Raw genomic sequence first — 25,814 nt, 5'->3', positions numbered from 1 at the left:
CCCATCATGGACAAAACCAGCACCCTGCAGAACGTCACCGCGAGCGAAGCCGACGTGGTGACCGGATATCGCACGTTTCGCCTCGGTGATTTCGAATTCAGCCGCGACGCTTATTTCGCCACGGTCAAATGGCCCGCGAAAGGCCAGATCCGCTCACACCAGATGCACGCCGACGACTTCCTGCGCGCCATGATGCGCGACGTGGCCTGGGGCTTCTTTTACGGCTGGGTCAACTTCGACGAAGTGATCGGCACGCGCAATCACTACGGCAAGGTCGACATGTACGCCGGTGCGTACAACGCGAGTTTCAAGGAAGCGGGCATCGATCACATGCAGCAGTTCGACACGCCGCTCATCATGGCTACTTTCAAGGCGATTCTGAGGGACTGGGTCAACGAAGGCTTCGACCCGTTCGCCGCACCCGAAGAAACAGGCTCCGCCTTCGGCACGAAACATGGCGACAACATCGCGGCCATCGAGCGCACGCGGATTGCCACCAAGCGCATGCCCGGCCTCGAAGGCGATTCGCCGTTGCGCGATGACCTGCCGGTCAACCGCCAGTTTGCGGACGTGGTCCAGGACGAACCCGAGATCCACGCGGAGCCAGGCTTTGAAGGCGCATTGCATGCGTTCAGCCTCTTCAAGTACCTGTCGCGCTCGGACGTGACGTGGAATCCGTCGGTCACGTCGGTCTGCCAGCAGAGCCTGTTCTGTCCGACCACCGAGGAGTTCGTGCTGCCGGTGTTTCATGGCAACGACCGTGTCGAGTGGTTCCTGCAACTGTCCGACCAGATCATCTGGGACGTCGCCGACAAGGATAGCGGTGAGCCGCGTGCACGCATCACGATGAACGCGGGCGATATCGCCGCCATGCCGGCCGATATCCGCCACAAGGGCTACTCGCAGAAGCGTTCGATGCTGCTGGTGTGGGAGAACGCCACGCCCGATCTGCCCAGGCGCTACGAAAGCGGCGAACTGCCGCCGTATCCGATCCAGATGTAACGCCCCGGCATCCCTCCGATCGTCGATCGAACGGCGCCAGACTGCTGGCGCCGCGGGGAATGTCACGTCCAGATTTTTTTTGCGCGGGACTGATATGCAAACGCAACTCTTCATCGGCGGCCGCTTCGTGCCGGCTGCAAACGGCGAGACCCTCGCTTCCCTCAATCCGCATGACAACTCGGTGATCGCCGACGTCGCGATGGCCGGACCCGCCGATGTCGATCTTGCCGTGGCGGCGGCGAAGGCGGCGTTTCCGAAGTGGAGCAATCTCGCCGCGATGGAGCGGGGGCGCCTGCTGCTCAAGCTCGCCGACGCAATCGAAGCGAATGCCGACGCTCTGGCGCGTCTCGAATCGCTCGACACCGGCCACCCGATCCGCGATACGCGCAATCTCGATGTGCCGCGCACGGCAGCCACGTTCCGCTATTTCGGCGGCATGGCCGACAAGTTCGAAGGCTCGGTGATTCCGGTCGAGCAAGGCTTTCTGAATTACATGACGCGTGAGCCCGTCGGCATTGTCGGGCAGGTGGTGCCGTGGAATTTTCCGCTGATGTTCACGAGCTGGAAGATGGCGCCGGCGCTCGCCGCGGGCAATTGCGTGATCATGAAACCGGCTGAACTCACGCCGCTGTCGAGTCTCGCGATTGCCGAGCTGATGGCTGAAGTGGGTTTTCCCGAGGGCGTCGTCAATATTTTGCCGGGCTTGGGTCACGTGGCCGGCCAGTACATCGCCGAGCATCCGGAGATCAGCAAGGTGGCCTTCACCGGGTCGACGGCAGTGGGCCGCAAGATCGTGCAGGCCTCGAGCGGCAATCTGAAGAAGGTGCAGCTCGAACTCGGCGGCAAGGGGGCGAACATCGTGTTCGGCGACGCCAATATCGACGCCGTGGTGCAAGGCTCCGCGTTCGCGATCTTCCATAACCAGGGGCAGGCTTGCATTGCCGGCTCGCGGATGATTGTGCATGAGTCGATCGCTGACGAAGTGCTGGAGAAGTTCACCGCGTTGAGCCGCACGATCCGGATCGGCAATCCGCTCGATCCACTGACCGAAATGGGCCCGCTCACCTCGCGCCAGCATCGCGACCGCGTGCTGTCGTTCGTCGATGTCGCACGCGAACAGGGCGGTCGCGTGCTGGCGGGCGGCAAGGCGCCCGACGACGCAGCGCTGGCGAATGGCTGCTATGTCGAGCCCACCATCGTTGAAGCGAAGCCGGAGCATCGTGTATCGCAGGAAGAAGTGTTCGGTCCGTTCATGACGGTCACGACCTTCCGCACGGACGAAGAAGCGCTGGCGATCGCGAACGGCACGGAATACGGTCTCGGCGCGGGTCTCTGGACACGTGATCTCCAACGCGCGCATCTCGTGGCGCGCGAGATTCGCGCCGGCATGGTGTGGATCAACTGCTACAAGCGCGTGAGCCCCGCGTCGCCGTTCGGCGGTGTCGGCGCGAGCGGCTATGGCCGCGAAATGGGTTTCGAAGCGATGCGCGAATACACGCAGCCCAAGTCGGTCTGGGTCAACGTGGATGCGCAGATTCCTCCTTACTACCCGCGCTGAACCGCCATGGAACCGTTCATCTACAACGGCCTGCCGTCACGCGTGATCTTCGGCGCGGGCAGCCTCGATCAGCTCGATCGTGAAATCGGTCTGCTCGGCGCGACGCGGGCAATCGTGCTCTCCACGCCGCAACAGCGTGCCCAGGCCGAAGCGCTGGCGGCAAGTCTCGGCTCGCGGGCGGCAGGCGTCTATGCCGAAGCCGTGATGCACGTGCCGATCGAAACTGCTCGCGCGGCGCGTGACTTTGCCACCCAGGTGGGCGCCGATTGCGCCATCGCGATAGGCGGGGGGTCGACGACGGGACTCGGCAAGGCGATCGCGCTTGAAACCGCGCTGCCGATCATCGCGATTCCGACCACTTATGCCGGTTCCGAAATGACGCCGATTTACGGCCTCACCGAAGGCGGCATCAAAAAGACCGGCCGCGATCTGCGTGTGCTGCCGAAGACCGTGATCTACGACCCGTCGTTGACCACGTCGCTGCCACCCGCGTTATCGCTGACGAGCGGCATCAACGCAATCGCGCATGCGGCAGAAGGGCTCTACGCGCAGGACAGGAATCCGATCATCGCGCTGATGGCGGAAGACGGGATCCGTGCGCTCGGCGAGGGCCTGCCTCGCGTGATGCGGCAGCCTGACGATCTCACTGCGCGTGGCGAATGTCTTTATGGCGCATGGCTGTGCGGCGCGGTGCTTGGCAGCGTCGGCATGGCCTTGCATCACAAGCTGTGCCATACGCTCGGCGGCACTTTCAATCTGCCGCATGCGGAGACGCACACGATCGTCTTGCCGCACGTACTCGCCTATAACCGCGAAGCCGCACCCGAGGCAATGAAGCGCATTGCGCGTGCATTGCACGCCGACGACGCTGCCCGGGGTGTTTTCGACCTGGCCCGCGATCACGGCGCGCCGACCGCGCTAAAAGACATCGGAGTGAGCGCAACCGATCTCGACGTCGCGCTCGATCTCGCGCTGAAGAATCCGTACTGGAATCCGCGGCCGGTCGAACGAACGCCGCTACGTGCGCTGCTGGAAGCTGCCTTCGAAGGCAGACGGCCGGATTAGCGCGAGCGCCCCCAACACATACAAAAATATTCAGGAGACAACCATGGACAGCCATTCCTTCGATGCGAAGCGCCGCCGCTTCGTCACGCTCGCGGCGGGCGGCGCGCTCGCCGCGTCAACCTCGGCGTTCTCGCCGCTCGTCTTCGCTGCCGGCCCGCGTACGCTGAAAATCGGCTACGTCTCGCCACAAACGGGCCCGCTCGCGCCGTTCGGCGAAGCAGACCGTTTCACGATCCAGCAGATGCAGACGGCGCTGAAAAACGGCATCGTCATTGGCGGAAAAACCTATCCGGTGTCGATTGTCGTCAAGGACAGCCAGTCGAATCCGAATCGCGCCGGTGAAGTCGCCAACGATCTGATCCTGAAGGACAAGGTCGACATCATGCTCGTATCCGGCACGCCCGAGACCGCGAATCCGGTCAGCGACGCGTGCGAGCTGAACGAGATGCCCTGCGTATCGACGGTGGTGCCCTGGCAGCCGTGGTTCTTCGGCAGAAAGGGCGATCCGAAGAAGGGCTTCCGCTTTACGTACCACTTCTTCTGGGGACTGGAGGACGTGATTACGGTCTTCACCGGCATGTGGCAATCGGTGCAGACCAATCACAGCGTGGGCGGCCTGTTTCCGAACGACGGCGACGGCAACGCCTGGGGCGACGCAAAGCTCGGTTTTCCGCCGGCGCTTGCGCAAAAGGGCTTCACGCTGAAAGACCCGGGCCGCTTCCAGAGCATGACGCAGGACTTCTCCGCGCAGATTTCGTCGTTCAAGCAGGCGAATGCACAGATCGTCACCGGCGTCGTGATCCCACCCGATGCGAAGAACTTCCTCGTGCAGGCGCGCCAGCAAGGCCTGAAGCCTAAAGTCATTTCGATCGGCAAGGCACTGCTGTTTCCCACTTCGATCGAAGCGCTCGGCGATCTCGGCGATGGACTCTCTACCGAGGTGTGGTGGTCGCCGTCGCATCCGTTCAAGTCGTCGTTGACGGGACAAAGCGCGCGGCAAGTCGCGGACGACTACGAGCGCATCACGTCGAAACAATGGACGCAACCGATCGGCTTCGCGCATGCACTGTTCGAAATCGCCGTCGATTCGTTAAAGCGCGCGAAAGATGTCGACTCGAACGAAGCGATCCGCGACGCCGTGGCGTCGACGAAGCTCGATACGCTGGTCGGTCATGTCGCGTGGGGCAGCGGGCCGGTGAAGAACGTTGCGAAGACGCCGCTGGTCGGCGGCCAGTGGCGCCGTGCACAAGGATCAGGACAGAAGCATCCCTTCGATCTCGCCATCGTCAACAACCAGCTCGCACCGAACGTGCCGCTGTCCGGCCCGCTCAAGCTGATCGCGTGAATGTATAGCGGAGAGTGGCGATGAACCCAGTTCTCAGACTAACCGGCGTGTCGAAGCGTTATGGCGCGCTGCAGGTGACCGATGACATCAGCTTTGCAGTGGAACGCGGCGAAACGTACGGCATCCTCGGTCCGAACGGCGCCGGCAAAACCACGCTGTTCAATCTCGTCAGCGGTGACGTGCGGCCCGATCAGGGCCGTGTCGAATTCGACGGCGCGGATGTGAACCACTTACCGCCGCATCGCCGCTGCGCGGCGGGGATCGGCCGCTCGTATCAGGTGCCGCGGCCGTTCGGCGGCATGACGGTATTCGAAAACCTGCTGGTCGGTGCGACCTTCGGCGGTGAACTGGCCGAGCATGCCGCCTACGACGTCTGCATGGATGTGCTCGAACGCACGGGTCTCAAGGCGCGCGCCAACCAGCTGGCCGGCACGCTGGGCCTGCTGGACCGCAAACGCCTCGAACTGGCCCGCGCTTTGGCCACGCGGCCGCAACTGCTGCTGCTGGATGAGATCGCGGGCGGCCTGACCGAACCCGAAACGCACGAACTCGTCGACGAGATTCGCCGCGTCAAGGCGGCGGGCGTGACGATTGTGTGGATCGAGCACGTGGTGCATGCGCTGCTCGCGGTGGCCGACCGGCTGCTCGTCATCAACTTCGGCAAGCGGCTCGCCGAAGGCCTGCCCGCCGCCGTGATGGACGACCCCGAAGTGCGGCGCGTGTACCTCGGACTGGAGGCTTGATCATGTCGGCATTGCTGGAGACCCGCGGGTTGAGCGCGTTTTACGGCGACTTCCAGGCGCTGTTCGGCATCGACGTGACGGTCGCGCCCGGCGAGGTGATCGCGCTGATCGGCTCGAATGGCGCGGGCAAGTCGACCTTTCTGAAATCGGTGGCGGGACTGCTGCGCCCGCATGTTGCCGATCAGATCCTGTATCGCGGCGCGCCGATCGGCGGCGCGGCTGCGGCGAGCATTGTCGGCAAGGGCATTGCTCTCGTGCCGGAAGGCCGGCGCCTGTTCGCCAGCTTGACCGTGGAAGAGAACCTGCTGCTCGGCGCGTTCTCCAAACGGCCGGGTCGCTGGAACCTGAAAAGCGTCTACGCGCTGTTTCCGGCGTTGCAGGAGCGCCGTTACCATGCGGCCACCGCGTTGTCCGGCGGTCAGCAGCAAATGGTCGCGATCGGCCGTGCATTGATGAGCAATCCTGATCTGCTGATGTGCGACGAACTTTCGCTCGGGCTCGCGCCGGTAATCGTGCGCGAGATCTATGCGGCACTCCCCGCGATCGTCGCGGGCGGCATGAGCGCGATCGTGGTCGAGCAGGACGTGCAACTGGCCCGCCGTGTGTCGTCGCGTTTCTATTGCTTCCAGGAAGGACGCGTATCGCTGGCCGGCGTATCGGCCGAGGTGTCGGACGAAGCGATCACGCAAGCGTATTTTGGAGCGGTGGCATGAACACATTCATCAATCTCGTGGTACAGGGCGTGCTGCTCGGCGCGCTGTACGGGCTCTTCGCGATGGGCCAATCGCTGGTGTTCGGCGTAATGCGGCTCACCAACACCGCGCACGGCGACTTCATCGTGCTGCTGGTGTTCGTGCTGTTCGCCCTGACGAACTACGCGCATCTGCCGCTCGCCGTGTCGCTGGTTCTGCTGCTCGTGATTGCGTTTGGCGCAGGTTACGCGGTGCAGTACACGCTCCTCAACCGGGTCAGCAGCCGCGATCCGCTGCCTTCGCTGATCGTCACGTTCGGATTGTCGATCGTGATCCAGAACGTGTTGCAACAGGTGTTCTCCGCCGATCCACGGTCGGTCGCAACGGGTAGCTTCGAGTCGCAGAGCCTCACGCTCGCGGGCGGCGCGGGTGGCATCACGCTGGGCTATCTGCCGCTTGTCACGTTGGTCGTCACCACTGCTTTGGCTTTCGCCATGCAGTGGCTATTCGGCCGCACGCCGCTTGGCCGCGCGTTTCGCGCCACCTCGGACGATCGCGAGATCGTGCAGTTGATGGGCGTCTCGTATCGCCGCACCTATGCGCTGGCGATGGGTATCGCATTCGTGCTGATCGCGGTCGCCGCCGCGCTGTATTCGATGCGCACGGCGGTGTCGCCCACCGACGGCCCGGCGTTGCTGCTGTATGCGTTCGAGGCGGTGATCATCGGCGGGATGGGCTCGTTCTGGGGCACCTTCGTCGGCGGCATGGCGCTCGGTATTGCGCAGCAGGTGGGCTTTTACTTCGATCCCGGCTGGGGTATCTGGCTCGGCCACGTGGTGTTCCTTGCCGTGCTGGTAGCCCGGCCGCAGGGCTTGCTGCCCAAAACCGCATAGAGGCGCGTCATGACAATGCAATCGAACGGGCCCGCAGGGGGCTTTGAAGTACGGCGCGCGACCCGCGCGAGCCGCGTGGCGATCGTCGTGTTGCTGATCGTGGCGCTGACGGTGGCGAGCGCGCCATGGTGGGCCGGGCGTGATGCGATGCGCGACTTCGTGCAGCTCGCGTCGTATCTGGTGTTCGCCTTGATGTGGAATCTGCTGGCGGGCTATGGCGGGATGGTGTCGATCGGTCAGCAGGCGTTTTTCGGAATCGGCGGCTATGGGATGCTGATTCTCGCCAACTATTGTGGAATCTCGCCGTTCGTCGCGGTGCCGATTGCGGCCGTGATCGCGACGGTCGTGGCGATTCCCGTCTCGCTGGTGGCGTTCCGGCTGGAAGGCGGCTACTTCGCAATCGGCACATGGGTGATTGCGGAAGTGTTCCGGCTGACGGTGGCGAACGTGTCGGTGCTCGGCGGCGGCTCCGGCACCAGTCTCACCGCACTGCAAGACGTGCCGCGTGCGCTGCGCGAATCGCTGACGCTATGGCTTGCTCTCGCCATTGTCGCGGCGGCGATCGGCTTGTTGTATCTGTTCCTGCGCTCGAAGGCCGGCCTCGCACTGACCGCGATGCGCGACAACGCGGTGGCCGCCAGCAGCCAGGGTGTCGACGTGAAGCGCGCGAGGTTGATTGTCTACCTGGTATCGGCGTGCGGTACGGCGCTGGCCGGCGGCCTGTACTTCGTCGGCAATCTGCGCATTTCGCCCGACGCCGCGTTCTCGGTGAACTGGACCGCATTCGGTATTTTTATCGTGATGATCGGCGGCCTGGGCACGCTCGAAGGGCCGATTGTCGGCGCACTGATTTTCTTCGTGCTGAACCAGTTCCTGTCCGATTTCGGCACCTGGTATCTGATCGGCCTCGGTGCGCTTGCCATTGTCGTGACGATGTTCTTTCCGCAAGGCCTATGGGGTTTCGTATCGCGCCGCTACGGTTTGCAACTGTTTCCGGTGGGCCGGCGCGTCGTATTTCTCGATACAGGCGCAGTGCAGCAAGTTTCGCGTAACGGCGCTTCGACCGATGTCGTCGAAACGCCGTCGGCTCCCCATCGTGCGTGAGGTGTGCAATGAACGCGGCGAGTCCCGAACCTCAAGCGGTCTACCTGTGCGCGCTCGACGACATTCCTGACGGCGGCGCGCTCGAAATTCCCGCGCGGCAAGCCGGTGCGCCAGGCGTTGTCGTCTTACGCCGTGGCGACGAAGCCTGGGCCTATCGCAATGTGTGCCCGCATTTTTCGATTCCGCTGAACTACGAACCCAACACGTTCTGGGCCTACGACGCCGAACTGCTGATGTGCGCGCATCACAGCGCGATGTTCCGCTTCGAAGACGGCCAGTGCGTCGACGGCCCGTGTCAGGGCGCGGCGCTCACGCCGGTCGTCATTCGCATCGCGCAACGAAAAATATTCAATAGCGATTGAACGGCGTGGCAGAAGCCATCAAGATGCAATCGGTTGCGCGGTTAGCGCACACGTTGCCACTCCAATTTCCCGCGTAATCAGGGTTAACTATGCCATCTTAAAGCTTTGACATCGGCACATTTGCAATTTACTATGCAAACGATTGCATTGACGGAGGTGACCTGTGGAAGATTCAAACCATCTGAAGAACATCGTCGACGACCCCGCTTCGATAACCGCGGTTGTCAAGGCGGCAATGAGCGAGACCGATAATCCCCGGCTCAAGGAGATTCTCGACGCGCTAGTGGAGCATGGTCATGCTTTCCTGAAGCAGGTGAAGCTGACCGACGAGGAATTCGAAAAGGGCCTGGATTTCGTGAGGGCGGTCGGGCTGGCCTGCAACGACAAGCACAATGAAGTCGTCCTGCTCGCTGACGTGCTGGGTCTTTCGACCCTGGTTACATTGCTGAACAACTCGGACGCAAGCGGCCGCACGCCGGGCGCACTGTTGGGGCCGTTCTACCGGGGCGACTCGCCGCAGTACGCGAATGGTGAGTGCATCGCCTGCGAGAATTCACCCGGCTCGCCGCTTTTCGTGAACGGCCGCGTGCTCAACACCCAAGGTGAGCCTGTCGCCAACGCCAAAGTCGACGTCTGGCAGGCCTCGCCGGTCGGCTTGTACGAAAACCAGGACTCGAGCCAGCCCGACAAGAACCTGCGTGGCCACTTCTATACCGACAGCGAGGGGCGGTTCACCTGCAAGAGCGTACGTCCTGCGGGCTACCCGGTGCCCACGGACGGGCCGGTCGGCGTGCTGCTTGAAAAGCAGAATCGCCACCCGTTCCGGCCGGCTCATCTGCACTTCGTCATCATCGCGCAAGGCTACGCAACCCTGGTCTCGCAAGTGTTTGCCGACGACTCGGAGCACCTGAATTCCGACGTCGTGTTCGGTGTCAACCGCCGCCTTGTCGGCACGTTCGAGCGCCACGATTCCGGCACGGGGCCGCAGCGGGACGTAGACAGGCTGTACTACACACTCGACTACGACTTCGTCCTTGCCGAAGGAACGCCGACCTACCCAACTCCCCCCATCAAGTAAAGAAGAGGTCTTACGTGTCCAACACACTTTCAGGGAAGGTTGCGGTCATCCTGGGCGGAACCGGCGGTATCGGCGCTGCTGCTGCCCATCGTCTTGCGAAAGCCGGTGCCCGCGTCGTCGTAGTAGGTCAGCGTGACCTGGCCCGGGCGCAGCGCGTGGCCGACGAATTGCCGGGCGAGGGTCACAGCGCGGCGCTGGCATCCATTACCGAGAGCGAGCGCCTGAACGCGCTGGCCGGTCTGGTGCGCGACCGGTATGGCCGCGCGGACATTCTCGTGAACACGGCGGGCTTCACTCAACCCGTCAAGCATGCCGATCTGAATGCGCTCACCGACGAATTGATCGACGAGATTCTGAAGGTCAACTGGCGCGGGCAATTCGCGGCCATCCGCGCTTTTCGTGAATTGCTCGATGCGTCGGGGGACGGCCTCGTCGTCAACGTTTCATCGATTTCCGGCACGACGGGCGTCGGCAGCAACATCGCCTACTGCGCGGCCAAAGCCGGGCTCGATGTGATGGCGGCGTCGCTTGGCCGCGCGCTTGCACCTCGCATTCGCGTGCTGAACGTGTCCCCGGGGGTGGTCGACACAACTTTCGTTCCCGGCCGTGGCGATGACTTCAACGAGAAGGTGGCTGCTACCACGCCGCTCGGCCGCATCGGGACGACGGACGATATCGCGGCGGCTATCGAGGCTTGCGCCACTCATCTGACATTCAGCACTGGGGTGACCATCGTCGTGGACGGTGGCCGTCGCCTGAACTAGTTGCAGCGAGGCTCAATATGCATTCCCGCAAGACCATCATCACCTGCGCTGTAACAGGCAATATCACCAAACCGGAGCAGCACCCGGGGCTGCCGATCACACCCGCGCAGATCGCGACCGCCTCGCTCGAGGCGGCGCGTGCCGGTGCGGCCGCCGTTCACATCCACGTGCGCGATCCCGAAACGGGGCGGCCCTCGATGGATGTGGCGCTTTACCGGGAAGTCATCGAGCGCATCCGTGCGGTAAATGCCGATCTCATCATCAATCTGACCACAGGCCCGGGCGGCCGCTTTATCCCGAGCGACGCCGACCCCCGAGTCGCGGCGCCAGGCACCACCTTGCTGCCGCCGGAAAGGCGCGTCGAGCATATTCTCGAGCTCAGGCCGGACATCTGCAGTCTCGACCTGAACACGATGAACTCCGGCGGCGACGTGGTCATCAATACACCTAAGAATGTCACGCGCATGGCCAACGTCATCCGCGAGGCGGGTGTGAAGCCCGAGCTTGAGATTTTCGACTCCGGTGACCTGCATCTCGCGTTGGACCTGATCAAAGACGGCGTGCTGGACGGGCCGGGGCTTTGGACCCTGGTGATGGGCGTCAAATACGGCTTTTCGGCCAGTCCGGAAACGCTGCTTTACGCACGTGATCTGCTGCCCCGTGAGGCCGTCTGGTCGGCCTTCGGTGTCGGCCGCTTCGAGTTCCCGATCGTCGCCCAGGCGTGGCTGGCGGGCGGCCATGTGCGGGTCGGACTCGAAGACAACATCTACATCGCCAAAGGTGTGCTCGCCGAAAGCAATGCGGAGCTGGTCATGCGTGCCCGCGACATCGTGTATTCGCTGGGCGGTGAACTGGCGACCAGCCAGGAAGCGCGCGAGCTTCTGGGCCTGAACCGATGAGCGCGGTTCAGGACGCGTCGGTATTCGGCGCGCCGAAGGTGGATCCGAGCGTCTATGTCGCCCATGGCACGACGCTGGTTGGCGACGTGAGCATCGGCCGCCAGTCGTCTGTTTGGTTTAACTGCGTGCTGCGCGGCGACGTCCGGGAAATTGTGATCGGCATGCGCACGAACATCCAGGACGGCACGGTCATCCACGGCACGACCAACGGTCTGTCCGTGATCATCGGCGACGACGTGACCGTTGGCCATGGCGCGATTCTGCACGCCTGCACGATTGAAGATACGGGGTTTGTCGGGTTCGGCGCGCGCGTACTCGATGGAGCCGTCATCCGGTCAGGCGGCATGCTGGCTGCGGGGGCGGTTCTCACGCCTCGCAAGGTGGTGGGTGCCGGTGAGTTGTGGGCGGGGAATCCGGCGCGTTTGCTGCGCACGCTGAACGACGAAGAATTCGAGGGAATGGCAGCCTCGGCTGCCCGCTACGTGGCACTCGCCGAGCGTTACAGAACGGCTCGACCTGTCATCTTGACCTTTTAGGAAATAGAAAATGAAAACAGTTCGTGTATTGGAAAAGAGCGCCGGTATCGATTCGCTCGATCTGCATATTGGCGCGCAAGATGCGCCGGACGTCGACTTTGCCGAGTGTCTCGTGCGCGTGGTGAGTGCCGCGGTGAATCCGAGCGACGTCAAGGCCGTGCTGGGTTTCATGCCGCACGCGGTGTGGCCGCGCACACCGGGTCGGGATTACGCCGGCGTCGTTGTCGAGGGGCCGCAGGAGATGCTCGGCAAGGAAGTGTGGGGCAGCGGCGGCGAACTCGGTATCCGGCGTGACGGCACGCATGCCGCCTATCTCGCGGTGCCCTTGGGCAGCGTGCGCGTCAAACCGGAAAATCTGACCATGGAGGAGGCGGGTGCGATCGGCGTACCGTTTGTTACCGCCTTCGAAGGGCTGCAACGGGCGGGTGGCGTGGAACAAGGCGACGTGGTCCTTGTGCTGGGTGCAAACGGAAAGGTGGGGCAGGCAGCGATTCAACTCGCAACCCAGGCCGGGGCCAAGGTGTTTGGCGTCGAGCGCAAGAGTGAACCGTACATCGGCCATGCAAATGCCGACGTCACCATGATCGACGCATCGTCGCAAGACATCGACGAGGTGGTTCGTCAGTTGACAGATGGTCATGGCGCGGACATTGTGTACAACACAGTTGGCAGTCCATACTTTGAGAAGGCCAACAAGGCCATGGCGGTGCGCGGGACGCAGATTTTCATCTCCACGATCGAGCGCCCGGTGCCGTTTGACATCTTCACGTTCTATCGGGGGCAGCATACGTATGTCGGCATCGACACGCTCGCGCTCGACAGCACGGAAGGCGCGCTCATTCTCGACGCGTTGTTGCCGGCTTTCGAACGTGGCACGTTGAAGCCGTTCCCTATCGTTGACGATTTTGTCTTCGATCTCTCCGATGCGGCGCTCGCGTATCAGGCCGTTTTCCGCGGGGCGGCTAACCGGGTTCTGCTCAAGCCATGAACATCACCCGCTTTGAAGGGGCACCCGAATATTTTCCGCCCAACCACTTTTCGATGCGGTGCGTCCGGCTTCAAGGCCATGAAGCCGGACCGGCAGAATCGCTGTGGCTAGGTGTTTCGACGATCGAGCAGGGCGGCTACACCACATCGGGCGCGTCGCCGGTTGAGAAACATTATGTGGTGCTGGAAGGCGAAGTCACCGTGATAACCGAAAGTGGCGAGGCTGTTCTCATGGCCTTCGATTCGTGCCGTATTGCGCCAGGCGAACGGCGCGCACTGCACAACCGTTCCAGCAACCCGGCAAAGATTCTGCTTGCAATGCCGTTTCTGCACCCTGAGCACAGTGGATGAGGCGACGGGAGCGATGACCGTACGCATGCTTTCCATGGCGGACCACAAGGGTCGCGCATGATGCAGTCCACCGGTGTTGCGACGGATATACGGCTTGGCGCGGGTGAACAGCGGTACGCCCAAACCGTCACTGCCGGCTGCTTTATCTATGTGCGGCAAGGGGGTGTGTGGATGACGGCGGGGCGGCGCGCGTACTGCGTGACGCAGGGCCATGGTATCTGGCTTCCGCCGGCCGTCGCGCATAGCGTTTCTGCGGTGTACGAAGCCGATATTTGCGTGCTTCGAATCGATACCGGCCTGAGTGCCGATTTTGTACCGGTGGCGCGCGTTCTGAACTGCTCCGACGTATTGATCGCCATCTTCTCGGCGACGCAGCGGTCGATTGTCGAGCGCTCATATGCAGCGGTCGTGGCGCTATTGGCCGACGAGCTGCGCGCGATGCCTGAAATGGCAGGGAATTTTGCTGTCCGTATGCCGTCATTGGGAAGCCGTGTCGCGGCGCTATGCGAGTCGCTGCTCATGCATCCAACCCGCGATGTGGCGCTCGAAGATGCAGCAAACCGTGCTGGCGTAAGTTGCCGTACCTTGAGCCGGATTTTTACCAAAGAACTGGGTGCCAGTGTCGGCCGATGGCGCCGGGAGGTGCAGGTCGGCGCGGCGATGTGCGCACTGGTGCACGGGATTTCCGTGGCGGAGACGGCCCGTGCTCTCGGCTTCACATCGAGCGCGTTTTCGACGTTATTTAAATCGCGGATCGGCCATTCGCCGCGCGAATGGCTGGCCCGTCAGGACGTTAGACCGCCTGAACGCGGCGCTTCAGGTTGAACCCTGGCGCTTCTGTGCTCACTCAGCGGAAGCGGGCGCGGTTTTCGATGTTCTCGCTCGCAGCGGCGCGTTGCGCGGCATGGCGGTCGAGCCGCGAACCATCAGTTCGGGGGGGAGTGTAATGCGGTGCGGCGCTGCGCCCGGTGCCGCAATCATCCCGAGCAGCAGTCTTGCGGCCTGACGGCCCATTTCCCTGTGCTGGATGCGCAACGTGGTGAGTGGCGGATGGAGCATGTCGAGAAGCGGCATGTCGTTATGACCGATGAGCGAAATATCCTTAGGGCAGGCGAGACGTTGTTCCGCAAAAACGTCGTAGCACCCGAGCGCGATCAGGTCATTCGCGGCAATGATCGCGGTCACGCTTCTGTGCTCTTTCAGAAGCTGATCGCAGGCCGCGCGACCTGCTTCACGCGTGAACTCGGCGGCCTCGAGGATAACGGTTCCGGTCAGGCGATGCTGCTGCGTCGCCATCTGGAAGCCCTGGATTCGCGAGAGTCCGGTTGCCAGGCGTTCAGGGCCGGCGAGATGGGCAATTCGCTTGTGCCCCAGCTTGACGAGATGATCGACCGCCAGCTTCATGGAGAGGAAGTCGTCGTTGATGACTTCCGGCACCTGTCCGCCTTCCTCCGCGCGATTCACCAGCACGACAGGTATGCCGTCGAGAATGCAACGGCGTACTAACGGGTCGTGACGGGCCGCGGTGGCGAGGACCAGGCCGTCGACCTGGCGCTCGAGCATCTGTTCGAGCATGCGTTCCTGGTCTTCCAGGGTTCCAACGGTGTTGGCGATCAGAACGCCATAGCCAACGGCAGCGAGTTCTTCTTCGATGCCACAGACGATTGGCGGGAATACCGGGTTCTCGATATCGGGCAGGCACACCCCGACCACACGTGACTGGCCTCCGCGAAGCGCGGACGCGAGCTTGTTCTGCCGGTAGCCAAGCGATTTCGCGGACGCCAGCACCCGGCGGACGACTTCGTCGCCGATCAGGTGGCGGGTTGCGGGATTGAGGGCGCGCGAGACCGTCGACGCGTTGACAGACGCATGCAGCGCCACTTCGCGAATGGTGACGCGGTTTGTTGCCCGGGATTCTGATGTTTTGGCCATGGAAGTCATTGTATAGGTGCAAAGGGTTGCTCTCAATGTTGCAAGTACAAACCCTATGCACAGAGCGTCATAAATGAATTGACAAAGGTATCTGTCGGGCTAGTATATGCATACGTTTGCATAAAGATTGTCGCACGATAAAAGAACCAGAACGGCAAGCATGATGCAGCAACGGCTTAATAATCGAGATGCTTTTAAGCAATCGATTGCATGAGTGGTGCGCAAGATTGGACATGCTTCCCGAAATGCATTCCCGCACTCGGGCCGGCGTACCGGATTCGGGCACTCGCTTCAGGCCCACCAAAAAACTGTTAAACGGAGACGACCTTGAAACTGACCACAGAACTGACCAGCCGACTGGCAAAAAAACACCTTCTCACCACCTGCGCGTTCGCACTGGGCATCGCGGCAAGCTCAAGCGCTTTTGCAACAGGCGAGACCGTGGCGGCCTTCTACAAGAATCAGGTCGATCCGCATTTCGCGCTCGTCCATGCCGGCGTTGACGCGGCAGCCAAAGACCTCGGCGTTTCGGTGACCCACTACGCGCCGACACGGCCCAACGATCTTGGCGAGCAGCTCAGTGAGCTCGAAGACGTGAGCGTCAGAAAACCCAATGTCGTGCTGTTCATGGGTGTCAATCCTCATGGCGTCGTTCCGGCGATCGAGAAGGTCAACGCGATCGGCATCCCGATCGTCAACTACAACGACCGGGTCGCGGGCGGCAAGTTCGCCTCTGTCGTTGTTGCCGACGACTTCAATCTCGGGCTGGAAGTCGGTCGCTATCTGCTGAAGAGCATGGGCGGGAAAGGCAATGTCGTCATTCTTGAGGGCGTGAAGGGTTCCACCACGAGCGATGATCGGGTACGCGGTTTCCACAAGGCACTGGAGGAGTTTCCTGACGTCAGGCTGCTCGCCTCCCAGCCTGCGAACTATCAGCGTTTGCAGGCGCTTCAGGTGATGGAAAACCTGATTCAGTCGAATCCGAAAATCGACGGTGTTCTCGCGGCGGCGGACGTGATGGCGATGGGGGCGATCGAGGCATTGGAGGCAGCGGGTCAGAAGCAGACCAAGGTAGTGGGTATTGGCGGCGTGCCGGAGTCGGTCAAAGCCATCAAGGACGGCAGGCTGCTCGCGACCGCCGAATTCAACGGCTACAAGATGGGCTGCATTGCCACGATGGCGGCCGTAAGAACGGTGCGTAAGGAGTCCGTTCCGCAGACCATTCTGATCAAGGGCATTGTCATCGACAAAACGAACTACGCCCCATTCGAAGTGCCGGGCGACAAGCGGCAGTGTCCGAAGTGGGGCGACGTCGTGAGTAACTAACGAGGCAAGCGTTCGCGCTGCCGCGGTGCCGGATGTCGCTCGAACGGGATGCCGGCATCACCAGCGGCTGCTCAAGTCACACAATGAAGGCAAACATGGAAACAACGATTCCGACCGATGGCGTGCCTCTTCTGGAATTGCGCAAAATCTGCAAGAGCTTCCCGGGTGTGCGCGCCCTGACTGACGTCGACCTTCAGTTGTATGCCGGTGAAGTGCATATGCTTCTCGGAGAGAACGGCGCAGGAAAGTCGTCCTTGATGAAGGTCCTGTTCGGTGCGTACAGAGCCGACTCCGGCGAGTTCTTCAGCAACGGCCAGCCGATCACCATCGAGTCGCCTGCCGACGCCAAACGTCTCGGCATTGCGGTGATCTTCCAGGAGTTCTCCCTCGTACCGCATCTGACGATTGCGCAGAACATCTATCTGGGCCGCGAGCCGCGCAATCGCTTTGGCCTGATCGATCATCGCAAGATGCATCTCGACGCGAGAGCCGCGCTCGAAGAACTCGGCCTTGCCTACGATACCCATGCTTATGCGGCCGACCTCGGCGTCGCGCAACAGCAGATGGTGGAAATCGCAAAGGCGCTCTCGCACCATGCCCGCGTAGTGGTCATGGACGAACCGACGGCCGCGATTTCGGATCGCGAAGCCGAGGCGCTGTTCAGTGTCGTCAGGAAGCTGCGCGAGTCCGGTGTCGCGATTGTCTATATCTCCCATCGCATGAAGGAGGTGTTCGACCTGGGCGACCGTGTCACGGTATTGCGTGACGGCCGTCTGGTGCAGTCGATGCTGGCTACCGCGGCGACACCCGATGAACTGATCGCGTTGATGGTTGGCCGCGCAGTCGGAACGGTGTACAAGCGCCAATATTTCGGCGAGCCGGGCAAGGTCGCGCTCGACGTGCGCCAACTGACCACGACAACCGGCGTGCGAGGCGTCGATCTGCAGGTCCGGTGCGGCGAGATCGTCGGACTCTCGGGACTGGTCGGCGCGGGGCGCACAGAGGTCGTGCGGGCGGTCTTCGGCGCGGATCCGATTCAAACCGGCCAGGTCACCGTTTTTGGAGAAGCGGTGACCGGCGGTCCTCACAAAGTCGCAGCGATGGGCGTGGGCCTGATTCCTGAGAACCGGAAGCAGGAGGGGCTGGCGCTAAAGCGCTCAGTGCACGAAAACCTGCTGACTTCCAGCCTGTGGAAACTCTTTCCGAGAGGGTGGTATCAGGCGGAGAAAGCAAGGAGTGCGACTAAAGCGCTGATTGATTCCTTGCGGATCGCGCCTGGCGACCCCAACAAGTGTGCCCGTGTCCTGAGCGGCGGCAATCAGCAGAAGATCGTAATTGGTAAATGGCTCAGTGCCGGATGCCGATTGTTCATATTCGATGAACCGACGCGCGGCATTGACATAGGCGCCAAGACGGAAATTTTCAACTTGATCGAGAACCTGATTAAAGACGGTGCCGCCGTTCTGCTCATCAGTTCTGAATTGACGGAGATCGTTCACGTTTGCGATCGCGCCTACGTCATGCGCGAAGGCGTGGTCTCGGGTGAATTGCCCAGAGAAAACTTGAGCGAACAGAACATTCTTCGCCTGGCGATGCATGGGAGTTAAATGATGGAAGCAACGGTTGAAAGAATCAGCGTGATACGAAAGCGGCGACCTGTGCCGTCGATTGTCGCGGCGAGTGCGGTACTCGTGGTGGCGGCGATGCTCGGTGTGCCCGGATTTGCATCGAGTGGCAACATCACCAACATCGGCCTGCAGGTCTCGATCCTGCTCATGATCGCCATGCCGATGACGCTGGTCATCCTGAGCGAGGGGCTCGACCTCTCCGTGGGGGCGCTCCTCAGTCTCTGTGCGGTCGTTTTCGCTCAGGCTCTGGGCTTGGGATGGGGCATCGCGCCGGCGTTATGTGCTTCAGTGGCGGTGGGGATGCTGACCGGTTTCTTCAACGGCGCACTTATCGCGAAACTGGGGCTTCCGCCCTTTGTCGTCACACTGGGCACGCTCGGCATTGCCCACGGTGTCGCGCTAGTGCTGACGGACGGCAACGCGGTTGTCGTCGCGAACCCCAGCGTGGCTCAGCTCTATGCGTGGACCCTTCTCGGCATTCCGTTCCCGGTGATCTTTGCGCTGCTTGCCTATGCGCTTACTCATCTGCTGCTGTATCACACCCGGTTCGGCACCTATGTGTTCGCCATCGGCGGCAATCGGGATGCGCTGCTTCTCGCCGGTATCAAGGCCAAAGCCTTTCATATGGCGATCTATGTCTTCGGTGGCCTGATGGTCGGATTGGCGGCGCTGGTGCTGGTCGGCCGGATGAATTCAGCCGAACCCGCCTCGGCGATCGGCATGGAGTTCGATGCGATTGCGGCCGTGGTGCTCGGTGGCACGTCGTTCGAACGTGGCGAAGGATGGTTGTTCGGCACGGTCATGGGCGTTCTGACGATCGGCGTCTTGCGCAATGCCTTGAATCTCCTTGGCGTTGAATCCTCGCTTCAGGTGGTGTCTGTCGGGATGCTGGTGCTTCTCGTTGTTGTTATCGATAGTGTGCGCAAGTCCAGAGTCAATGGAGCGAAAGTATGAGTATTCCGAACAACTCCCGCTTCACGTGGTCCCGCGTCAGTCAACTGGATGTGCGTCATCATGTTCGTGAGGAAACGGCTACGCTGATCTACCGCGCCGTGCTGATCGTTCTGATCGGGATAGCATTGGCCTTCGCGACGTCTTCGTTCTCCGCAACCCCCAATCTGCTCAACGTTCTGCGTCAGGCGAGCCTGATGTTCCTGCTTGCCTCGGGGCTCACGCTGGTGATCCTGTCCGGCGGCTTTGATCTCTCGATCGCGGCCAATCTTACGCTCTCGGCCTGTCTGGCGGCGGGTGTCATGAAGACAGGCGGGTCGCCGGTTCTGGCGGCCGTCATGGCGCTTTCTTGCAGCACGCTGATCGGGCTGCTCAATGGTCTTGCGGTGACGTTGCTGCGGCTACCGCCGTTTCTCGCCACCTACGGGATGCTTTGGGTCGTGCAGGGGCTCGCATTCCATTACATGGGCGGTAACGAAATCTACGGGTTTCCGGCGGGGTTCAGAACGCTGGGCACAGGATTTCTTGGCGGCATACCGTTGCCTGTCTACATGATGGTATTCGTGCTCATTGGCGCGACGATCGTGACGGGAGGACTCAATTTCGGCCGGGAAATCTATGCGATCGGCGCCAATAGCGAAGTTGCGCGGCTTTCAGGCATACCGGTACGGCGGCGCAAAATTGCGGTCTATACGATCAGTGGCTTGATGTCCGGGATTGCGGCGCTCATCTATCTCGCGCGGGTCAATGCAGCAGATTCAGCCATGGGCGAGCCGCTTCTGCTTCCCGTGATCGCGGCCATTTTGATCGGTGGCACATCTCTGTTCGGCGGGGCGGGGAGTTTGCTGGGCACGCTGTCCGGGTGCCTCATTCTTGCGCTCGTGATCGACGGGATGAACCTCCTGAACCTTAACGCAAACTGGCAACCCTTGATCGTTGGCGCCGTTCTGCTCATTGCCGTACTCGCGGACGTGCTCGGACGGGGCAGAAAAGAGCGGATCGGCTGACGTTAGTCGGGCGATAAACGACCTCAGGGTGGTTTGTCGCTCATTGTGTTGTTCGTCTTGCAGGTTCTTTTTGCCGCCGTTGCCGCCAGGTCCAGCCGCCGCTAGCGTTAGTCACGAAAACGGACGCTTTGATAAGTGGCGAGACTTCGAGGTCAAGGTCTTTAAGCCGATGTTCCGTATTATCTGGATAACGATCCGGTCGACACAAGCGCGACCTCGAGCCAGATCGGTCGGGAATGCATCACGAGAATGGGCACGATCGATTGTCGCCATATTCCTGAAAGCATTTGAATCAGTACGGACTATTAAGCAATCTATCGTTTAATAAATCTCGTCTGATCAAACGAAACACCGAGGGAAAACGTGAGTCGATAAATTCCTCGACGAACGGAGATTGCGGAATAGAATGCAATCGATTGCATTTGGTTTGCATAGATTGAGCTTGAGGAAGGATTTGGCGTGGTGGTGAGCCGGTAAGCCGGCCAGGGCGATGGCCGGGATGATCCGGCTGTCTTGCGGACGTATCGTGTGTTTTATCTGGCCGCCTTTCCTGCCTGAAAGATTCGTACAACGAATATATAAAAGCGAGCTGTGAATTCGGAAGCGGCTGGCAGTGAATCCATTACTTAGAGCGAGTGAGGAAGACATGAAAAGAAGGCTGATTGCTGCGGTCATCGGTGCGGGGTTGTGCAGCGCGGGTTTGAGCTGTGCGAGCTTTGCGCAAAGTAGCATCACGATGGCGGGCAAACTGGACGACGGTATCACGTTCGTCGACAACGAGGGCGGTCACCACAATTACAAGGCAGATAGCGGTGTGCTGTTCCCGAACCTGTGGATATTGACGGGCGTCGAAGATATGGGCGGCGGCGTCAAGACCGTGTTCAAATTGTCGACTCTGTTCAACCTGAACAACGGTCAGCTCAATCAGCCGAACACCTTGTTTGGTCAGCAAGCCTGGGTGGGTCTTCAGACCGACTACGGCACGTTGACAATGGGCAATCAGTTCGATTTCAGCGCGGACTTCTTTGGCCAGTTCAACGTGGGCGCTTCCGGCAGCGGCTACGCGATCCACCAGGGTGACTTCGATCACACCAACAATGACCGCCTGAAAAACTCCATCAAGTACACGAGTCCCGTGTGGGGCGGTTTCACGTTTGGCGCGATGTACGGGTTCAGCAATACGGCGGGAAGCTTCCACGACGGAAGCGGTTGGAGTGCCGGTTTGCAATACGCCAATGGACCTTTCACCGCTGGCGCTGCGTACACGTACCAGGCCAAGCCCACGCTGGACCCCTATGCGCAAATTGGTGTCCACACGTTCTTCAATGTGCCTGTCGCCACCGTGGCGGATAACGCCGCGACCGATCTGATGCCGGAGTTCCAGATCAGCTCTCTGGGAACGTTCGGGATCGGCGCTTCGTACGCGATTGGAGACTTCACGCTTTACGGCGACTTCAGCGACACGGTCCTGAAGTACCAGGCCCAGACCTCGGTCATGCATGTCTATGAAACCGGCGCGACCTACCAGGTCACACCCGCCGCGCAGCTGGTGCTGGGCTATCAGCACACCGGCTTCGAAGGCCACACGTGGAATCAGGTGACCGCAGCGGCGCTTTATTCGCTGTCCAAACGGACCCAGGTCTATATCTCCTCGGACTACCTGAAGGCTTCGTCCGGTGTGGACGCCGTCATCGGCGGAAGCTTCTCGCCCTCGCTGGCGGGTCAGCAGGCTGACGTGCGTATCGGCATGTATCACGCTTTCTAGGCACCCATATGACGCGGGTTTGTCTGCGTCGTGATAACCGAATTGGGGAAGTGCTCCCCGTCCCAGCTGCGGCTGGAAATTTTAACGATCGATTGGAGGAGTCAACACATGAAACGCACATACCTTGGACTGGCTTTGGCGGGTACGTTGGCGGCCGGCGCTTATACGTGGGCGAGCGACGCGGCGGAGACCGCACCCAAATGGGTTGCGAATATTCCGGTGACGAGCGCCAAGCCGTTTGGCTTCGATATCAGCGCATCGGCGGACGGCAAGTACTACCTTGCAGACGGAGCGAACGCCACGCTCGACGTGTTCGACGCGAAAACGGCCACGCTGCTCGACCAGATTTCGGCGAACTTCGCCGGTATTGGGCCTAACCATGACAAATCGGGGCCGTCCGGTGTCACGCCGGTGCCGGGCACGTCGCTGGTGTACGTAGGCGATGTCAACTCGGTCAAGGTGATCGACGTGGCAACCAAGAAGCTCGTCAAGACCATTACCGTCAGCTCGTCCGGCATCCGCGCCGACGAGAGTTGTCTGGACCCTGAGCACCATGTCGTGATGTTCTCGAGTGGCGCGGAGGAGCCGCCTTTTGCCACCTTCATCAATACCGAGACGCAGGAAGTGATCGGCAAACTCACGTTGAAGGACTCGACCGGTCTTGAAGCGTGCGCATATGACCCGAAGGGCAAGAACTTCGTACTGAACAACGATGGCACGAAAGCCAACCCGAAGGGGGAGGTGGATGTGATTCCGGTCGCCTCGGTTCTCGAAGGCAAGCCTGTCATTGCGAACGTATTCACACTGAAGGGTTGTGAAGGCCCGACCGGCCTTGCAATGGGCCCGGGCAACGATGCGTTGGTCGGATGTGATCCGGACGAGGGTGGCAAGCAGACCACGGTGATCATCGACCGTACGAACGGCAAAACCGTTGCCGAGTTGCCGTTCGGCGGCGCGGACGAAGTCGTGTATGACGCGGTGTCCAATCGCTACTTCCTGGCCGCCGGCCACCGTTCGGCGGATAACGTCTCGCAGGTTGGCAGCAAGACGGCGAAGTTCGACCCGGCGCTCGGCATTATCGACGCCGCTACGCGCAGCATCGTCGCGATTGTTCCGACCACGATGGGCGCGCACTCGGTAGCGGTGGACGGTGAGTCGCATCGTGTCTTTGTGCCGCATGGCCCGGGCCATTCGGAGCAGTTTGCGGGCGCCGGCGTAACGGTATTCGCGACTCAGTAAGCGACGCACCTGGCGGTGCCAAAGCAAGGCAATAAGCAACGCTATAAGCAAGGCAATAAGCAAGGCAACAAGCGGCCCGGCGGTCGTCCGGCGCGAAAGGCGTGCGCCGGACGACAAAGCTTTGCGGCATCGCGGTTCATCTGTCTTCATTCATTCAACTTTCAAAGAGACTCAATCATGGTCCAGTTTCGTGCAGTTTCAACTGCACTCGTCGTAGCGCTTGGTCTGGTGCTTGTCGAGGCGCCCACGGCAATGGCTCAACAACCGGCTAGTGGCGAGCAGGCGTCCGCATCCATGAGCGCCTCCACGCCCAAGCAGATCGCCAAAGCTCAGCGTAAGGCTGCGAGCAAAGCACGCCGGGAAAAGAAGAACGCCGAGTTGAAGGCACTCGAAAAGAACGGCTATCGGGAGTCGGGCAATCAGGATAACTATCCGCAGAATCTGATGGACGCGGAGCGTAAAGCAGCGGCATCGAAACAGGCCGCACCGGCGTCCGGATCGGGTCAGTAAGAGCGCTCGACTTCAAGGGCGGCGCTGGGGGCAGCATCCCCAGCGATAAGCCCGATCAAAGATTATCGGACTTGCTGGTAAGCGCGCGATCTCTTTGGTTATAGCGAGGCGCGCTCCCCAGCATAAGCTTCATCTATCGAGCGCGGCTCGAGGTGTCATGAAGAGGAGACTAGCTTGAGATTCTGTCGTTCCGCCCGGTCAAGCAAGGCCGTATTGGCCACATTCCTTGGTTCGGCGTGCCTCGTATTTCTGAGCAACGTTTGCGCCGCCGACGTGACTCAGGCGCAGCAGGCCGCAGCCCCGCTTGCAAGCTATTCGCTGAGCATCAAGCAGGCCATGAAGCTTGTTGAGATCGCAACGGCAGCCGCACAGAGCCGCCATCTCGCGATGAGTTTCGCCGTACTCGATCCGGGAGGCCACCTCATCATGGCTGTGCGTATGGACGGTGCGCCCTTTGCCAGCGTCGATTTCGCCCGTGGCAAAGCCTTTGCCTCCGTGGCACTGGGTGGCCAGTCCGGTACAACGCTGGAGCAGCGTTTCAGGGACGATCCTTCGGAGTACAGCAATGTTTCGGGTGCGGGGTATTTCGCGCCGTTTCTGCCGGCACGAGGTGTGTTTCCAGTCTTTGTCGGCGGGCATCTGCTAGGTGCGGTTGGTGCGAGTGGTGCGCCCTCGGAGATCGACGATCAGGTCGTCAAGGGTGCAATTGAAGCAATCGGTGCAACGACTGTGCGATGACACGTCGTGTCCTATTGAAACGAAATTGGGAAGATTTTCATGAAACGCGAAACAGAACAACGTGATGCAGCGGCCACAACCAGCGCCGTGGACGACAGGCTTGCCGCGACATCTGATGCCACCGACGCTTGCCGCCGATCGATCCTGAAGCTGGGATTCGGTGCGTTTGCGGCAGGTGCTTTGGGTTTGTCCGGCGCGGTTCGCGCGCAAAGCGGCACGTCGCAGGAGGCGGGGAGTGCCGCGGCCTCGCGTACCGGACAGACCATCAGGCTCGTGCCTTCGCTGGACACGGTCAAGGTCGGGCAGATCGAGCCGAGCGCGCCGACTGCGGTCACGATCAAGTCCGGCGATACCGTCTGGTATGACGGCACGTGGACCAATTGGGGCAATGAGGCCAAGTATGGGCTGACCTTCAAGGAGCGCGAGCCGATCCGCAAGAAGTACCCCAACGGTCCCTTCTCGTTGATTGGGCCCGTTTCGATCATTGGCGCCGAGGCGGGCGATCTGGTCGAATGCCGCATGGTGAAGATGCGCCCGATCGACTGGGGCTGGAATTCCGCGCCTCCCGGCGTCGGCGCATTGCCGCACGATTTCAAGCCTTACCTGCGCTATCTGAAATTCGACAAGGACAGGACCGCAGCCGCGTATGTGCCGGGTGTCAATATTCCGCTCAAGCCGTTTCAGGCGTATATCGCCGCGCAACCGACCGGCGAGAAACCCATCAGCGCGAATCTCGCCGGCAATTACGGCGGCAATCTGGACTGTGCGGTGCTGGGTGTGGACACCTCGATCTTCCTGCCGGTACAGGTCGACGGCGCGCGGGTTTGGACGGGCGGCTCCATGGGGGCCTCGGGTGAGGGCAACGTCGATCAGACCTCGATCGAGACGGCCTTCGAAGAAATGCGCATTCAGTACATCCTGCACAAGGGCGCCGCACTGAAAGTGCCGATGGCAGAGACGCCTGACCACTGGATCGGTTTCGGATTTTCCGACTCGCTTGAGAATTCACTGGTTGCCTGCCTGCGCCAGATGATCAGTTGGCTGTCCGCCGCCACCGGCATTGCACCGGAAGATTGCTACGGAATCTATAGCGTGGCAGGCAGCTTTCGGGTGACGCAATACGCCAATCAGACCGGAACCGTCTACTCGACCATTCCGCCCAAGGGAATTCATTGCATGCTGCCGAAGCGCATTTTTTCCGCCGCGCTGCAAGAGCGTATCGCAACGTCCATACGGGCCTGAAGCCATGGTGGCGCAACAGTTGAACAGGTGTTGCCTGATGCCTGGCTATAGCATTTCGGCCGGGTCGCGTGCCCGAGCACGTGTTGCAAGGAGATGA

At 61.2% G+C, this 25,814-nt stretch carries 26 protein-coding genes; 25 read left to right on the top strand and 1 reads right to left on the bottom strand.

Annotation, left to right across the window (positions count from 1 at the left end; translation table 11 throughout):
* The first annotated feature begins 6 nt into the window (after window positions 1-6).
* The 16 genes from KHO23_RS27400 to KHO23_RS27325 all read left to right on the top strand — a co-directional run bounded on the left by KHO23_RS27400 (window position 7) and on the right by KHO23_RS27325 (window position 14,204).
* Window positions 7-1,002, top strand: coding sequence for a hydroxyquinol 1,2-dioxygenase (locus KHO23_RS27400; protein WP_211614968.1), 996 nt, complete (start codon window positions 7-9; stop codon window positions 1,000-1,002).
* A 94-nt stretch (window positions 1,003-1,096) separates the two neighbouring features.
* Window positions 1,097-2,560: an aldehyde dehydrogenase family protein gene (locus tag KHO23_RS27395; protein WP_211614965.1), complete on the top strand. Its 1,464-nt coding sequence runs from the start codon at window positions 1,097-1,099 to the stop codon at window positions 2,558-2,560.
* Between the two features lie 6 nt (window positions 2,561-2,566).
* Entirely contained in the window at window positions 2,567-3,625 is a 1,059-nt protein-coding gene (locus KHO23_RS27390; RefSeq protein ID WP_211614963.1) for a maleylacetate reductase, read from the top strand.
* Between the two features lie 43 nt (window positions 3,626-3,668).
* Window positions 3,669-4,970, top strand: a complete 1,302-nt coding sequence (locus KHO23_RS27385) for an ABC transporter substrate-binding protein (protein ID WP_211614961.1) — start codon at window positions 3,669-3,671, stop codon at window positions 4,968-4,970.
* Between the two features lie 20 nt (window positions 4,971-4,990).
* On the top strand, window positions 4,991-5,713 hold the full coding sequence (locus tag KHO23_RS27380) for an ABC transporter ATP-binding protein (protein WP_211614958.1): 723 nt from the start codon (window positions 4,991-4,993) through the stop codon (window positions 5,711-5,713).
* A 2-nt stretch (window positions 5,714-5,715) separates the two neighbouring features.
* On the top strand, window positions 5,716-6,426 hold the full coding sequence (locus KHO23_RS27375) for an ABC transporter ATP-binding protein (protein WP_211614955.1): 711 nt from the start codon (window positions 5,716-5,718) through the stop codon (window positions 6,424-6,426).
* Window positions 6,423-7,298, top strand: coding sequence for a branched-chain amino acid ABC transporter permease (locus KHO23_RS27370; RefSeq protein WP_211614952.1), 876 nt, complete (start codon window positions 6,423-6,425; stop codon window positions 7,296-7,298). The genes KHO23_RS27375 and KHO23_RS27370 overlap by 4 nt, the downstream gene beginning before the upstream one ends.
* A gap of 9 nt (window positions 7,299-7,307) precedes the next feature.
* Window positions 7,308-8,402 carry a branched-chain amino acid ABC transporter permease gene (locus KHO23_RS27365; protein WP_236067012.1) on the top strand — a complete coding sequence of 365 codons (1,095 nt, stop codon included), beginning with the start codon at window positions 7,308-7,310 and terminating at the stop codon, window positions 8,400-8,402.
* An 8-nt stretch (window positions 8,403-8,410) separates the two neighbouring features.
* Window positions 8,411-8,764 (top strand): Rieske (2Fe-2S) protein, encoded by a 354-nt coding sequence (locus KHO23_RS27360; protein WP_211614949.1) that lies wholly within the window; start codon window positions 8,411-8,413, stop codon window positions 8,762-8,764.
* A gap of 235 nt (window positions 8,765-8,999) precedes the next feature.
* A complete protein-coding gene (locus KHO23_RS27355; protein WP_211615121.1) occupies window positions 9,000-9,842 on the top strand; it encodes a dioxygenase family protein in 843 nt (280 codons plus the stop codon).
* 14 nt (window positions 9,843-9,856) lie between these two features.
* Entirely contained in the window at window positions 9,857-10,606 is a 750-nt protein-coding gene (locus KHO23_RS27350) for an SDR family NAD(P)-dependent oxidoreductase (protein ID WP_211614946.1), read from the top strand.
* Between the two features lie 17 nt (window positions 10,607-10,623).
* Window positions 10,624-11,505, top strand: coding sequence for a BKACE family enzyme (locus KHO23_RS27345; protein WP_211614944.1), 882 nt, complete (start codon window positions 10,624-10,626; stop codon window positions 11,503-11,505).
* Window positions 11,502-12,041: a gamma carbonic anhydrase family protein gene (locus tag KHO23_RS27340; protein WP_211614942.1), complete on the top strand. Its 540-nt coding sequence runs from the start codon at window positions 11,502-11,504 to the stop codon at window positions 12,039-12,041. Before KHO23_RS27345 ends, KHO23_RS27340 begins: the two co-directional genes overlap by 4 nt.
* A 10-nt stretch (window positions 12,042-12,051) precedes the next feature.
* Complete coding sequence (locus KHO23_RS27335; protein ID WP_211614940.1) at window positions 12,052-13,029, top strand: quinone oxidoreductase family protein; 978 nt, start codon at window positions 12,052-12,054, stop codon at window positions 13,027-13,029.
* On the top strand, window positions 13,026-13,379 hold the full coding sequence (locus tag KHO23_RS27330) for a cupin domain-containing protein (RefSeq protein WP_211614937.1): 354 nt from the start codon (window positions 13,026-13,028) through the stop codon (window positions 13,377-13,379). The genes KHO23_RS27335 and KHO23_RS27330 overlap by 4 nt, the downstream gene beginning before the upstream one ends.
* A 57-nt stretch (window positions 13,380-13,436) precedes the next feature.
* On the top strand, window positions 13,437-14,204 hold the full coding sequence (locus KHO23_RS27325) for an AraC family transcriptional regulator (RefSeq protein ID WP_211614934.1): 768 nt from the start codon (window positions 13,437-13,439) through the stop codon (window positions 14,202-14,204).
* Window positions 14,205-14,222: 18 nt separating this feature from the next.
* On the opposite strand, the gene KHO23_RS27320 is transcribed toward KHO23_RS27325, so the two are convergent.
* A complete protein-coding gene (locus KHO23_RS27320) occupies window positions 14,223-15,311 on the bottom strand; it encodes a LacI family DNA-binding transcriptional regulator (protein WP_211614932.1) in 1,089 nt (362 codons plus the stop codon).
* 327 nt (window positions 15,312-15,638) lie between these two features.
* Here KHO23_RS27320 and KHO23_RS27315 point away from each other — a divergent pair, with 327 nt between their 5' ends.
* The 9 genes from KHO23_RS27315 to KHO23_RS27275 all read left to right on the top strand — a co-directional run bounded on the left by KHO23_RS27315 (window position 15,639) and on the right by KHO23_RS27275 (window position 25,717).
* Window positions 15,639-16,637, top strand: a complete 999-nt coding sequence (locus KHO23_RS27315) for a sugar ABC transporter substrate-binding protein (protein WP_236067011.1) — start codon at window positions 15,639-15,641, stop codon at window positions 16,635-16,637.
* Between the two features lie 95 nt (window positions 16,638-16,732).
* Complete coding sequence (locus KHO23_RS27310; RefSeq protein WP_211614930.1) at window positions 16,733-18,244, top strand: sugar ABC transporter ATP-binding protein; 1,512 nt, start codon at window positions 16,733-16,735, stop codon at window positions 18,242-18,244.
* A 96-nt stretch (window positions 18,245-18,340) separates the two neighbouring features.
* Window positions 18,341-19,219, top strand: coding sequence for an ABC transporter permease (locus tag KHO23_RS27305; RefSeq protein ID WP_236067017.1), 879 nt, complete (start codon window positions 18,341-18,343; stop codon window positions 19,217-19,219).
* Between the two features lie 98 nt (window positions 19,220-19,317).
* Window positions 19,318-20,223: an ABC transporter permease gene (locus KHO23_RS27300; RefSeq protein ID WP_236067010.1), complete on the top strand. Its 906-nt coding sequence runs from the start codon at window positions 19,318-19,320 to the stop codon at window positions 20,221-20,223.
* A 646-nt stretch (window positions 20,224-20,869) separates the two neighbouring features.
* Window positions 20,870-21,988: a porin gene (locus KHO23_RS27295; protein WP_211614921.1), complete on the top strand. Its 1,119-nt coding sequence runs from the start codon at window positions 20,870-20,872 to the stop codon at window positions 21,986-21,988.
* Between the two features lie 108 nt (window positions 21,989-22,096).
* Window positions 22,097-23,227, top strand: coding sequence for a YncE family protein (locus tag KHO23_RS27290; RefSeq protein WP_211614918.1), 1,131 nt, complete (start codon window positions 22,097-22,099; stop codon window positions 23,225-23,227).
* 177 nt (window positions 23,228-23,404) lie between these two features.
* Complete coding sequence (locus tag KHO23_RS27285; RefSeq protein WP_211614915.1) at window positions 23,405-23,737, top strand: hypothetical protein; 333 nt, start codon at window positions 23,405-23,407, stop codon at window positions 23,735-23,737.
* Between the two features lie 213 nt (window positions 23,738-23,950).
* A complete protein-coding gene (locus tag KHO23_RS27280; RefSeq protein ID WP_236067009.1) occupies window positions 23,951-24,475 on the top strand; it encodes a GlcG/HbpS family heme-binding protein in 525 nt (174 codons plus the stop codon).
* Window positions 24,476-24,514: 39 nt separating this feature from the next.
* The gene (locus KHO23_RS27275) at window positions 24,515-25,717 is read left to right on the top strand and encodes an acetamidase/formamidase family protein (RefSeq protein WP_211614913.1); all 1,203 of its coding nucleotides are present in this window, start codon (window positions 24,515-24,517) and stop codon (window positions 25,715-25,717) included.
* Window positions 25,718-25,814: the final 97 nt, after the last annotated feature.

Origin of the sequence: Paraburkholderia haematera, assembly GCF_905220975.1 — a bacterium.
Taxonomy (GTDB): Bacteria; Pseudomonadota; Gammaproteobacteria; order Burkholderiales; family Burkholderiaceae; genus Paraburkholderia; species Paraburkholderia haematera.
This window is presented reverse-complemented; position numbering and strand designations above follow the sequence as displayed.